Source organism: Streptomyces sp. NPDC056835 (genome assembly GCF_042789485.1).
Classification (GTDB): Bacteria; Actinomycetota; Actinomycetes; order Streptomycetales; family Streptomycetaceae; genus Streptomyces.
The window spans coordinates 133,448-146,078 of record NZ_JBHUBB010000001.1 but is presented as its reverse complement, the minus strand read 5'-3'; the positions used below and the strand labels follow the sequence as shown (position 1 = coordinate 146,078).

Annotated in this window: 9 protein-coding genes; 4 read left to right on the top strand and 5 right to left on the bottom strand. The window is 70.0% G+C overall.

Going from position 1 to position 12,631, the window contains the following annotated elements; all coding sequences use genetic code 11:
• Positions 1-221 precede the first annotated feature (221 nt).
• Positions 222-887, bottom strand: a complete 666-nt coding sequence (locus ACFRMN_RS00640) for a heme oxygenase (biliverdin-producing) (RefSeq protein ID WP_383011110.1) — start codon at positions 885-887, stop codon at positions 222-224.
• Positions 888-1,049: 162 nt separating this feature from the next.
• Positions 1,050-1,907 (bottom strand): type I methionyl aminopeptidase, encoded by an 858-nt coding sequence (map, locus tag ACFRMN_RS00635; protein ID WP_383011107.1) that lies wholly within the window; start codon positions 1,905-1,907, stop codon positions 1,050-1,052.
• Positions 1,908-1,965: 58 nt separating this feature from the next.
• On the opposite strand from map, the gene ACFRMN_RS00630 reads away from it, so the two are divergent.
• A complete protein-coding gene (locus ACFRMN_RS00630) occupies positions 1,966-2,217 on the top strand; it encodes a hypothetical protein (protein WP_383011104.1) in 252 nt (83 codons plus the stop codon).
• A 45-nt stretch (positions 2,218-2,262) separates the two neighbouring features.
• Here the strand turns inward: ACFRMN_RS00630 and ACFRMN_RS00625 are convergent, their stop codons facing one another.
• Together ACFRMN_RS00625 and ACFRMN_RS00620 are read right to left on the bottom strand one after the other, a co-directional pair.
• Positions 2,263-3,549, bottom strand: a complete 1,287-nt coding sequence (locus ACFRMN_RS00625; RefSeq protein WP_383011101.1) for an MFS transporter — start codon at positions 3,547-3,549, stop codon at positions 2,263-2,265.
• Positions 3,550-3,680: 131 nt separating this feature from the next.
• Positions 3,681-4,292, bottom strand: a complete 612-nt coding sequence (locus ACFRMN_RS00620) for a hypothetical protein (RefSeq protein WP_383011098.1) — start codon at positions 4,290-4,292, stop codon at positions 3,681-3,683.
• Between the two features lie 94 nt (positions 4,293-4,386).
• Here ACFRMN_RS00620 and npdG point away from each other — a divergent pair, with 94 nt between their 5' ends.
• Positions 4,387-5,097, top strand: coding sequence for an NADPH-dependent F420 reductase (gene npdG / locus ACFRMN_RS00615; protein WP_383011095.1), 711 nt, complete (start codon positions 4,387-4,389; stop codon positions 5,095-5,097).
• A 95-nt stretch (positions 5,098-5,192) separates the two neighbouring features.
• On the opposite strand, the gene ACFRMN_RS00610 is transcribed toward npdG, so the two are convergent.
• Positions 5,193-5,387, bottom strand: a complete 195-nt coding sequence (locus ACFRMN_RS00610) for a hypothetical protein (protein ID WP_383011092.1) — start codon at positions 5,385-5,387, stop codon at positions 5,193-5,195.
• Positions 5,388-5,646: 259 nt separating this feature from the next.
• On the opposite strand from ACFRMN_RS00610, the gene ACFRMN_RS00605 reads away from it, so the two are divergent.
• Positions 5,647-9,336 (top strand): IPT/TIG domain-containing protein, encoded by a 3,690-nt coding sequence (locus tag ACFRMN_RS00605; RefSeq protein ID WP_383011089.1) that lies wholly within the window; start codon positions 5,647-5,649, stop codon positions 9,334-9,336.
• Positions 9,337-9,412: 76 nt separating this feature from the next.
• Complete coding sequence (locus tag ACFRMN_RS00600; RefSeq protein ID WP_383011086.1) at positions 9,413-12,628, top strand: Tn3 family transposase; 3,216 nt, start codon at positions 9,413-9,415, stop codon at positions 12,626-12,628.
• The last annotated feature ends 3 nt before the right edge of the window (positions 12,629-12,631 follow it).

Genomic DNA, 12,631 nt, shown 5'->3' with positions numbered 1-12,631 from the left:
GTCATCAGCGGACGATCAATCAACTTCCGGGTGACAAGCCTGTCCGCGATGTCGCGACCATGTCAAGGAATCGCAATTGGCGTGGAGGAAATGTGCGTGGGGGGGGAATGTGAACGACGGGCAGCGCGCGCTGCCCGTCGTCCGAACCGCGTTCGCCACCCGCGGCTCCACACCGCGCGCCGCCTTCCCCGAGGCGTGCTGACCGGGTGTCGGGCGCGTGCTTACGCGCTCAGCGGGAACTGCTCTCCCAGCTCCCGGAACACCGCTCCGTTGAAGTCGAACGCGCGCTTGCACTCGTCGATGATCCGCTGCTTCTCCAGATCGTCCGCCGCCACCCCGTCGAGCAGCTCGCGGTAACTCCGCTTGAACGCGGCCGGGTTGGCGATCCCCTCGAAGACATAGAAGCGGACGCCGTCGCCCTTGCGGGTGAAGCCCCAGGTCTTCTCCGCCTTGTCACGGATGATCTGGCCGCCGGAGAGGTCCCCGAGATAGCGGGTGTAGTGGTGCGCCACGAAGCCGCCCGGCCAGCCGCGCGCGCACTCCTCGACCCGCGCGGCGTACGCGGCGGTCGCGGGCAGCGGCTCCAGGCCCGTACGCCAGTGCGCCCCGCGCAGATGCGCCAGATCGCGTTCCAGCTCGGGCGTGCGCTCCAGCTCGCGCCGGATGAAGGGCCCGGCGACCGGGTTCCGTCGCAGCGTCTCCGAGGCACCCTCCAGCGCGCGGTACACGAACCACAACTGCTCGGTGTAGCGCGTGTACGCGTCCACCCCGAGCCGGCCACCCAGCAGATCGCTCATGAATGTCGAGGTCTCCGCCTCGGTGTGCCGCGCGTGCGAGGCGGAGCGGATGAGCGTGGAGAACGGGGTGGCGTTGGCGGTTGCGTCCAAGGCGGGCCTCCGGGGACCGAGGGGGACGGGAGCAGGCGGATGCCGGCGCCGACGGCACGGACGGCCGCCGGGACCGATACTCTTACTTAGGTATACCTAAGTCAACTGGTTCCCGACGTCCTGTCGGTAAAAACGCTACCCCGCTCACACGGACCGGCAACCTCAGGGCAGGGTGAGAATCTCGGCCCCCGTCTCCGTCACCACCAACGTGTGCTCGAACTGCGCCGTCCGCTTGCGGTCCTTGGTCACGACGGTCCAGCCGTCGTCCCACATGTCGTGCTCGTACGTACCGAGCGTGAGCATCGGCTCGATGGTGAAGGTCATGCCCCGCTGGATGACGGTGGTGGCGTGCGGGCTGTCGTAGTGCGGGATGATCAGCCCGGAGTGGAAGGACGAATTGATCCCGTGCCCGGTGAAGTCCCTGACGACGCCGTAGCCGAACCGCTTGGCGTACGACTCGATGACCCGCCCGATCACATTGATCTGACGGCCGGGCCGTACGGCCTTGATGGCGCGGTTCAGTGCCTCGCGGGTCCGCTCCACCAGGAGCTTCGACTCCTCGTCTACATCCCCGCAGAAGTAGGTGGCGTTGTTGTCGCCGTGCACCCCGTTGAGGTACGCGGTCACGTCCAGGTTCACGATGTCGCCGTCGCGGAGCACCGTGGAGTCCGGGATTCCGTGGCAGATGACCTCGTTGACGGAGGTGCAGAGGGACTTGGGGAAGCCGCGGTAGCCGAGCGTCGACGGATAGGCGCCGTGGTCGCACATGAACTCGTGCGCGACCCGGTCCAGCTCGTCCGTGGTGACGCCGGGCGCGATGTGCTTCGCGGCCTCCTCCATCGCCTGCGCGGCGACGCGGCCCGCGATCCGCATCAGCTCGATGGTTTCCGCGGTCTGCACTTCGGGCCCGGTGTACGGGGTAGGAGCGGGTTTCCCGACGTATTCGGGGCGCCGGATTCTTCCGGGGACAGAGCGGACGGGAGAGAGCTCCCCTGGTACGAGCAGTGACTGGCCAGACATGCCAGCGAGTCTAACGAGCGCCGGTGGGGCAGCATGGCGTCAGAGGAAGGAGCCGATGATGGCCCTGTTCAAGAAACGCACGGTCGGCAAGCCCGGCGAGTGGTACTACTGCCTGAAGCACCAGAAGGTCGAGGAGGGGCCCGAGTGCCCCGCCAAGGACCGCTTCGGGCCGTACGCGAGCCGCCGGGAGGCGGCGCACGCGATGCAGACCGCCCAGGAGCGCAATCTGGAGTGGGAGACGGATCCGCGGTGGCACGACGCGTCCAAGGGTGAGTCCGCGGCGGGGGAGGACACGAACCCGCCCGCCTGACGGACCCCGCCCGCCTGACGGGCAGGCCTGTCCTCCGGCGTGGGGTCAGGCCGTCGTCGCCGTCGTCGCTTCCTTCTGGGCGCGGCGGCGCAGGGCGTCCTCGTCCGTCTCCGCGTCGTACGTCACCAGCCTCGGCAGCACCGCCGCGAGCAGCCCCACCGAGGCCAGACAGGCCAGCCCGCCGCTCCAGATCGCGGGGCGGGTGCCCGTCCAGCCCGCCATCGCGCCCGCGCGGATCTGGCCCAGCTGCGGTCCGACGCTGTACGAGAGCACCTCGATGCCCGCGAGCCGGCCGCGCAGCTCCTCCGGGATCGTCTGGTTCCAGATGGTCGAGCGGCCCAGACCGCTGAGCATGTCGCCCGCGCCCGCGAACCCCAGACAGACCAGCACCACCCAGATGTTCGAGAACCACCCCGCGGCCGTGATCGCCAGCCCCCAGCCCGCCGCGCCGAACACCACGAAGAGGCCGTGTCTGCGGACCCGTGAGGTCCAGCCGCTGGTGAGGCTGAGTACGACCGAGCCGACCGATCCCGCCGCGTACATCAGACCGAGCGACCACTCCGCGTCCAGATCGTCCGCGAGGAACGGGAAGATCGTGTTCGGGAAGGCGAAGAACATGGCGGCCATGTCGATCGCGTACGTCCCCAGCAGCACCGGTCTGCTCCACGCGTAGCGGGCCCCCTCCACGATGCCCCGCAGGGACGGCGCCTCCGCGTCGTGCGCGGCGGGCGCGGGCGAGAGCCGCAGACAGAGCAGTACGGAGACGGCGAAGCCCAGGATCGTCACCCCGTACGCCGTGCCGTGACCGGCGTACGCGACCACCAGACCGGCCAGCGAGGGCCCCGCGATCGCGCCGAGCTGCCAGCGCAGGGCGTTGAGCGCGGCGGCCGCGGTGAGCTGGTCGTGCGGGACGATCCGGGCCATCAGCGAGTCCAGCGCGGGCCGTTGCAGACCCGCCAGCGCGGACACCCCGGCCGCCACCACGTACAGCGGCCACAGCAGCGGCTCCGGAAGCAGCGCGTTCACCAGCAGGATGGCGGCGAGCACGCCGAGCCCCGCCTCGGTGAGCAGGATGACCTTGCGCCGGTCGACGGCGTCGGCGAGCGCGCCGCCGTACAGCCCGAAGATCACCAGAGGCACCAGCTCCACCGCGCCCATCGCGCCGACGGCGAGCGGCGATTCGGTGAGGTCCTTGATCTGGAGCGGCAGCGCGATCATCGCCATGAAGCTGCCGAAGTACGTCACCAGCCCCTGCACCCAGAGCAGCCGGAATTCCCGGGAGGAACGGAGAGGGGAGAGATCCGGCAGTATCGCGCCGAGCTTTTTGGTCACGAGAGGTCATGATTGGCGCGGATGTGTGGATTGGGCAAGTCAATTCGCCGGGGGCTCAGCGGCGCCCGAGGCTCACTGCCGGGCGGCGCTCACCAGCGGGCGGCCGGTGCTCACCAGCGGGCGGGCGGCGCTCACCAGCGGGCGGGCGGCGGCGCCGTCAGCTGGTCGGCCAGCCGGGACAGCCGGTCCCGGAACCGCCGCCGCCCGCGCGGCCCCGGCAGGCTGTTCTCCCCGGCCGCCGCGCTCACCAGATGCTGCACGGTGTCCAGATCCACGCCGTGCGCCGCCTCCGCCGCGGCCACCGACAGGGCGTCGTGCGCCAGCCCGCGCACCTCCGGGTCCCCGCCGTCCAGCGACAGCACCGTCGCCCCGGCCCGGCGCGCGCCGTGAACGCGCTCCAGCAGGCCGGTGCCCGGCCGCTCCGGCGCCACGACGAGCAGCGTCTCGCCCCGGCCGGCCGCCTCAAGACGCCCCAGGCCGACGGCCAGATGCGCCGGGTCCCCGGAGCGCACCCGGTGCCGTACCAGCGTGGGCGTCAGCTCCGGCTGACCCGACCACGCCGCCTCGTCCACGAGATGCGCGGTGAGATGCCACGGCTCGTACTCCTCCGTCCCGACGAGCAGCAGCCCGCCGCCCTGCGACACGACGGAGGTGCGCAGCGCCCCCGCGAAGCGGCGGGTCGCGGACGGCCATTCCGTTCCGGCGAGTACTTCACGCAGCAGTGCGACGCGTACGGCATCCATGGGCCCGCATCCTGCCGCAGTCGGCCGCGCGGCGCGGGCGGTCGGAGGCGGCTCACCCGAACGTGACCTCGTACCGGCGAGTAGGGTCGTGGCCATGACTTCAACGGACAGTGGCAGCACCCCCAAGCCCCCCGCCAAGGACCCCTGGGACCTCCCGGATGTCTCCGGTCTCGTCATCGGGGTACTCGGCGGCACCGGCGACCAGGGACGTGGGCTCGCCTACCGGCTGGCGCGGGCCGGACAGAAAGTGATCATCGGATCCCGGGTCGCCGAGCGGGCCGGGACGGCGGCGGTCGAACTGGGCAATGGCGTCGAGGGCCTGGCCAACGCCGAGTGCGCGCGCCGCAGCGACGTGGTCATCGTCGCCGTGCCGTGGGAGGGCCATGCCAAGACCTTGGCAGCCCTCAAGGAAGAACTGGCGGGCAAGCTCGTCGTCGACTGCGTCAACCCGCTGGGCTTCGACAAGCAGGGCGCGTACGCCCTGAGGCCGGAGGAGGGCAGCGCCGCCGAGCAGGCCGCCGCCCTGCTGCCGGATTCGCGGGTGACCGCCGCCTTCCACCATCTCTCCGCGGTGCTGCTCCAGGACCCGGCGGTCGAGCGGATCGACACGGATGTGATGGTGCTGGGCGAGGCGCGCGCGGACACCGACCTCGTCCAGGCGCTGGCGGCGCGTATCCCGGGCATGCGCGGGGTCTTCGCGGGCCGGCTGCGCAATGCCCACCAGGTGGAGTCGCTGGTGGCCAACCTGATCTCGGTGAACCGCCGGTACAAGGCACACGCGGGTCTGCGTGTGACGGACGTGTAGACGGACGTGCGGTACGAGTGAGAAAGGCGCGGCCAGGGCACGGCCCGTGCGCGGCGCGGCCAGGGGGCGGCCCGTGCGCGGCGCGGGCCGGGCCGTCAGCCCGTGGCCGTCGCCGTACGGGCCGCGCGCTCGGCCTTCGCCTTGCGTACGTAGAACCAGGCCATGTTGGACGACAGCCCGGCCAGCAGCACCCACACGATGCCGAGCCAGTTCCCCTGGATGAAGGAGTACACGGCCGCGGCGACGGTGAGGACGCAGACGGCGAGGGCGTACAGAGCGAGGCGGGGCATGGGGGTCGGCTCCTGTCGAGGGCGTCGTGGGCTGTCGTCGTTCGCGCTCCAGTGTCCCCCATGCCCGGGAACGTCCCACCGCCGCCCGCCCGCCCGCCTCCTCGCGGCCCCCCAGATGTCGTCTTCACCGCGTTGGCATGAACGTGTCGATTTTATGGTGCGGCGGTGACCGAATGTGTGTACGTTGTGACCGCCCGCGTGGGGAGTGTGGGCATCGTGGGCCTTCCATGGCCCCTTTTCGTTGCTCTGGGGAGGGCGCGTGCGTACGCACGGCGAGAGATTCGGGTTCCATTTGTCCGCGCTCCGGCGGTCGTTGACCGTCGGAGCGCTGGCGCTGGCACTGTCGGTGGGCTTGATGTCCGCCGAGGCGGCGCCGCCACCCGTGCCCACGTCCGGGGCGTTGTCATCAGTACCGTCTTCGCCACCGCCGTCACCACCGCCTTCCGAGGCGAAGCCCGCGGCAGCCGCCGCCGCGGCCGCTCCGGCGGTCAGCAACGCCGTATACGCCTACGACGCGGCCGGCCGTCTGGTCGGCGTCACGGACCCGGCCGGTGAGACGGCCCGCTACCGCTACGACGAAGCCGGGAACCGACTGGGCATCGACCGGTTCGCGTCCGCCGATCTGTCGGTGCTGTCGCTGGTGCCGACCCGGGCCGGCGTCGGGGCGACCGTCACCCTGTCCGGTACCGGCTTCGCCACGACAGCGGCCGCGAACGCGGTCTCGTTCGGCGGGAAGACGGCCGAGGTCGTCTCCGCGTCCGCGACGCGGCTGAAGGTCAAGGTCCCGGCGGCGGCCGGAAACGGCAAGGTGTCGGTGACGACGGGCGGTGGCACGGCCCAGTCGCCGGAATCGTTCACGCTCGCCGCCCCTGCCCCCGCGCTCACCACGATGGATCCGGTCTCCGGGGCCGTGGGCGCGTCGGTGGTGCTGACGGGCTCCGGATTCGCGCCGACGGCCTCGGAGAACGTGGTGCGGTTCGGCGGTGGCGTGCTGGCGGAGGTCACCGCCCGTACGGCCACAGCGCTCACGGTCAAGGTCCCGGCCGGGGCCGCGACCGGCCCGGTCGAGGTGGAGACGCCCGACGGCCGCACCACCACGGCGACGGGTTTCCGGGTCACCGTCAGTGGTTCCAACGGGGAGATCGAGTCATCGGTGACGACCTCGGTCACGGACCCCACCCCGCCGACCGCCTCGATCGTGACGCCGGGCAACCGGGCACAGGTGCTCTTCGACGCCGACCAAGGTGACGACATCACCTTCGGCTTCACCAACTCCACCTTCAACTCCTCCACCGCCCTTGAGCTGTACGACCCAGAGGGCGAGAAGGTCGGCGGCAACGGTAATTACAGCGGAACGGCCGGGGAGTGGGAGGTCGAGAACCTTCCCCTCGCGGGCCAGTACTCGCTGATCCTCAAGCCTGGTTCGAGCAACTTCGGCGCCGCGACCGTCACCCTCTCGAAGCCGGTGACCGGAGTGGTGGACCTGACCGGGCCGACGGCCCAGGTGCCGCTGACCCGGGCCGGGCAGGACGGCAAGCTGACTTTCTCCGCGCTGCTGGGCGACTCTCTCAGCCTCGGGATCGATGCCGCGGCCATGGGCAAGAGCCTGTACGCACGCCTGTACGGTCCGGACGGCAGCCAGATCGTCAACCGTTACGTCGCGGCGAACGGTGCGGGAGCGATCGACGTCGACGCCCTGTCGCAGTCGGGCACGTACACGCTGAGGCTCGACCCCGATGCGGCGGCCACCGGCACGGTCGGTGTGACCGGCTCGCACTATGCCGATGCGGGGACCCTCGATCCGGCCGCTCCGGCCGTCGAGTTGGCGGTCAACCGGCCGGGGCAGGACGGGCGGGCGCAGTTCGCCGCCGTGGCGGGACAGCGTCTGTCACTGGGCGCGGCGGGCACCGGGTTCGGCAGTTATGTACGGACGGAGATCCGACGGCCGGACGGCTCGCTGCTCGGATATTTCCTGCTCCCCGACAACTCCAGCGTCGATTGGGACAGTCCCGTACTGCCCGAGTCGGGCACCTACACGATCGCCATACTGCCGAACCTCGCACTGGCGACCGGCCGGCTGACGCTGACACTCTCCCGTCCGGTCGAGCTCGCCCCGCTCTCCACCACGGGTGATCCCGTCACGGCGACCATCGGCCGCTTCGGACAGAACGCCGAGTCGGCCTTCCAGGCCCAGGCCGGTGCCCAGCTCTCGCTGGGCATCACGGGGAACACCTTCACCGAGACCGCCGCGGTGACGGTCCTCGCACCGAGCGGTGAGGCCGTCGTCGACGCCGACAGCGTCTCCGCGGGCAAATCGGAGACCATCGTCCTGCCCGAGCTGCCGGAGACCGGCGCATACCAGGTGATCATCGACCCGAACAAGGGCGCCGACGGGACTCTCGCCCTGACCCTGTCCACGGATGTCGCCGTGCCGCTCACGGCGGACGGTCCTTCGGCGCCGGTGGCCTTCGCGCGCGCCGGGCAGCGGGCCTTGGCCGAGTTCACCGCGCCGGACACCGCGTCACTGGGCTTCGCCGCCACCGACAACAGTGTTCCGCAGGCGACCGACGTCCGGCTGATCCCGGAGGGCGGGACCTCGCAGAGCGTCGGCTCCTTCACCAAGAACGCCGCGGGCGCCTACTACTTGAGCGGCCTGACGCCCGGTAAGAAATACACGCTGCTGCTGACGCCAGCGGCCGCGGCCACCGGCTCCCTCACGCTCTGGCTTTCGAAGCCCGCGCCCGCCGCGGTGCTGAGCTCGGCCAATCCGTCCGCCACCGTCGACATCACCCGGCCGGGGCAGCAGGTGGAGCTCCGTACGGACGCGACCGCTGGGGACGGCTTCGCCGTCGTCTTCTCGGGCACCACGTTGACGGCCCAGTCGAGCGTCCGGCATCTGCCGCCGGGGGCCACGGCCGATGTGTCGATCGGCTCGCTGCGCACGGCGGACCTGGACCTCGCGCTGCGTGCACCGCTGACCGCGGGCACCCACCGGGTGCTGGTCCAGCCGAACGAGCCGGCCACCGGACGTACGACCGCGACTCTGGTCAAGGACGTGGACGGCGGAACACTGACAGTGGGCGGACCGCAGAAGCCGCTCGCGATCACCACTCCAGGCGGACACGGTCACTTCACCTTCACCGGCACGAAGGGGCAGAAGCTCACGCTGGGCATCGCCACCCCGCCGTCCGCGTGGAGCCTGTCCCTCTACGGCCCCGACGGCAAGTGGCTGGTCAATGAACGCTCCATGGGCGCCACGACCCTCTCCTACGCCTTGGCCGCGCTCCCGGCCGACGGTCTCTACACGCTGACGGCCGATCCCAGTGTGCTGAAGACAGGGACGTTCACCCTGGGACTCACCGGCCTGGCCTTGAAGGCCCCCGCCACCGCGGGCACTCGGCAGAACGCAGCCTTGGCCGGGGCGGGCGACGAGACTGCCACGGACGCACCCGCGAAGCCGACGGCCGGTGTCGACCCGAGCGGCCCGGACGCCTGGCGGCCCGGCAAGCAGAACCGCCAGGGCCAGGACTGGATCACCGCCCGCGGAGCCGCGCCCAAGGCCCCGCCCGCGCTGCGTGCCCCGCCCGGTTCCACCGCGCTGACCGGACACGTACTGAAGCTCGACGGCAAACCGCTGTCGAAGGTCACCCTCTCCGTGGGCAACAAGTCCGCGCGTACGGACGCTCGCGGCCGGTTCGTGCTCGCCGGGATCAGCCCGGAGGCGACGACCCTGGTGGTCGAGGGCGCGAGCGCGAACACCGAGCAGCGCCAGTACGGCCGGTTCGACATCCGGATCCGCCCCAAGGCGGGGCGCTCGGTCGACCTCGGGTTCCCGGTGTGGATGACGCCCCTGGACACGAAGCACACCGTGCGCTTCGCGGCTCCGGCGAAGACGGGGTGTGACCGAGATACGCGCCAAAGGGGCAATGAAATGATCTTGAAGCCCTGAGCCTCCGGTCCCGTCACCCATTCGGCTCAGTGTCGTTGGTGGTGATGTTGAGCGTCGTCGGGGCCTGGGGTGGTTTGTGACATCGATTGAACGGACTGCGTATCCGCGGTTCAAGCGGCTGATCACCGCGCATGAGCTGCATCTGTTCTTCTCCCCGACTCGCGAGGAGCTGGAGTGGGCGGCCGAGGCCACGGACTGCGATGAGCATCTGCTGGCCCTGCTGCTGATGCTGAAGTCGTACCGGCGTATGGGGTGTTTCCCGGCGCTGGAGGACGTCCCGGAGATGGTGGTGGACTTCGTCCGGCGGGCGGTGGAGCTGCCGGAGGGCACGCTGCCGGTCTACCGGGCGGAGCGGACCGCCAAGCACCACCGGGGCCTGGTCCGCAAGCGGGTCGGCGTGACGTACGACCAGGCCAAGGCCAGGGGGATCGTCGAGCAGTCGATTCGCAAGGAGGCGGAGGCGAAGAACCGTCCGGCGGATCTGATCAACATCGCGCTGGAGAAGGTGGTGGAGGCCGGCCTGGAGCTGCCGGGGTTCTCCACCTTCGACAAGATGGCCTCGAAGATCCGCACTGAGGTGAACGCCTCGATCCGCGCAGGCATCCACGACCGCATAAGCGCTGCTCAGCGGGCGGGCCTCATGCGGCTGCTGGAGGAACGCGACAGCGACGGGACCACGCTGTTCAACCGTCTGAAGAAGCCCGCCAAAGGCCCGACCTGGTCGCATTTCAAGAACCTGACCAAGCGCCTGGAATGGCTGGACGGTCTCGGCGACACCGATGTGTGGATGGATGGAGTCGCCGCAGGGAAGATCACCGACTTCGCCGGGGAAGCGGATGCGGCGGATGCCTCGGAGCTGCGGGACTTCGTCCCCGTCAAGCGCATCGCGCTGGTCGCGGCCCTGTCGCACAAGGCGAGGATGCGGGTGCGGGACGACCTCGCGACGATGTTCTGCAAGCGCGTGGCGACGAAGATCAAGAAGGCCAAGGCGGAGCTGGAAGAGATCCGCCTCGCCGAGCGGGAGATCGTCGAGGCCCTGATCGGGAACTACCGCACGGTGCTCAAGCACATCGACGAGGGCGGCCCGGCCCAGGAGGCGCTGGAGAAGGCCGCGGCCATGACCGCCGAGGCCCGCCAGGCGCTGGAGGGCCTGGACGAGGAGGCGTCGGTGGACGAGGTCGCCACGCGGCTGGAGGGCCGAGTCTCCCCGGTCGTCCTCGCCCTGGTGAAGGCGCAGGTGGTGCAGGCCGGGGGGTTCGGCGCGGTCACGCGGGCGGTGGAGGGTTTCGGCGGGTTCGCCAAGCAGTACGAGCAGATCGAGAAGGTCTCCGCCCACCACGGCAACTTCTGGGAAGTGCTGCTGTATGGGCAGATCGGCCGGGACCAGGCGGTGATGTTCGATTTGGCCGAGAAGCTGGAGTTCGCCGCGACCAGCGAGGACAGCCGGGTGTTGGCCGCGCTCGCGCACGCCCAGCGGCACCAGGCGGCCCGCGGCGAGTACATCACCGCGTTCAACGAGGAGGGCAAGGAGGTCGACCTCTCCTTCGCCACCCAGAACTGGCGCAAGGCGGTGGTCGACAAGACCCGGACCGGGCAGTTCGTGCGCAAGCACTTCGAGGCGATGGTCTTTACCGCGCTCGCCGAGGAGCTGCGCACCGGCGACGTCGCGGTGGTCGGCTCGGAGGAGTACGCCGACTGGTCCGAGCAGCTGCTGGCCTGGGAGATCGTCCAGGAGATGCTGGGGTCCTACCTGGTGGAGGTCGGCCTCGCCGAGCCGGGCGAGAGTGCCACGTTCGACGCGAAGTTCTTTCGTCGGCAGCTGGAGGGCAAACTGCGCGGCGCCGCCGCCGCGGCGGATGCCGGGTATCCGGAGAACGAGGGTCTGGTCATCGATCCGGAGACGGGCATCCCGTCGCTGAAGGCGTTTAGGGCTGACGGTCAGCGGCCGTCGGCGAAGCGGCTGGAGCAGGAGATCAAGGCGAGGATGCCGGAGCGTTCCCTGATGGGGATCGTGGCCCGGACCGCGTACTGGGTGGAGTGGTGGCGCCGTTTCGGCCCGCCGTCGGAAAACGAGCCCAAGCTCACCGATCCCCTGGGACGGTACGTGATCGTCACATTCGTCAAGGGCACCAACATGGGTCCGTACGAGGCCGCCCGGCATATCCCCGGCGTGAGCGGGCACGAGCTGTCGTACGTCGCCAACAAGCACTTCTCGATCGTGCTGCTGAACGAGGCGGTCGCCGACCTGGTGAACGCGCACGCCCGCCTGGACATCTCGCAGGCGTGGGGCGACGGAACCGCGGTGGCGGCGGACGGCACCCACATGGACACGTATCTCGACAACCTGCTCTCCGAGACGAGCGTGCGGTACGGCAAGCCGGGCGGGATCGCCTACCACCACGTCTCGGACACCTACATCGCGCTGTTCACGCACTTCATCCCGTGCGGCGTGTGGGAGGCCGTCTACATCATCGAGGGACTGCTGAAGAACACCTCCGAGGTGCAGCCGACTACCGTGCACGCGGATACGCAGGGCCAGAGCTTCCCTGTCTTTGCGCTCGCCCACCTGCTGGGCTTCGACTTGATGCCCAGGATCAGGAACTGGAAGGAACTGACGTTCTACCGGCCGTCCAAGCAGAGCGAGTACGTGCACATCGAGGCCTTGTTCGGCGAGCCGGGCAAGCACGTCATTGACTTCGACCTGATCGAGTCCCAGTTCCGTCACCTGATGCGGGTGGCCGTCTCCGTCCGCGAGGGCACCATCTCCTCCTCCACACTGCTCAAGCGCCTGCGCTCCGGGTCGCGGAAGAACGCCACCTACGCCGCCTTCCGCGAGGTCGGCCGCGTGATCCGCACCGTCCAGCTCCTGCGCTACCTCTCTGACGCCCCGCTGCGCCGGCGGGTGACCGCAGCGACCAACAAGGTCGAGTCGTTCAACCGGTTCTCCCAGTGGATCGGCTTCGGCAACCGCGGCGTCATCGCCGACAACGACCCCATCGAGCAGGAGAAGACGATGAAGTTCAACGCCCTGCTCACGAACGCGGTGATCTTCCATAACGCCCTGGACATCGCGGAGATCGTGCGGCAGCTGCTGGAGGAAGGGTGGGAGATTGACCCGGAGGACCTGGCGCACATCTCGCCGTACCTGACCGAGCACATCAACCGGTTCGGCGAGTACTCCACGCACGAGCTCGGCATTCAGCCCGACGCGTACGACCCGAAGCTCGACGTCGACTTCACCCCGCTGCGCGAGCAGGACCTGACCGCCGCCGGCTTCGGCCGGGCCGCCTGAGTC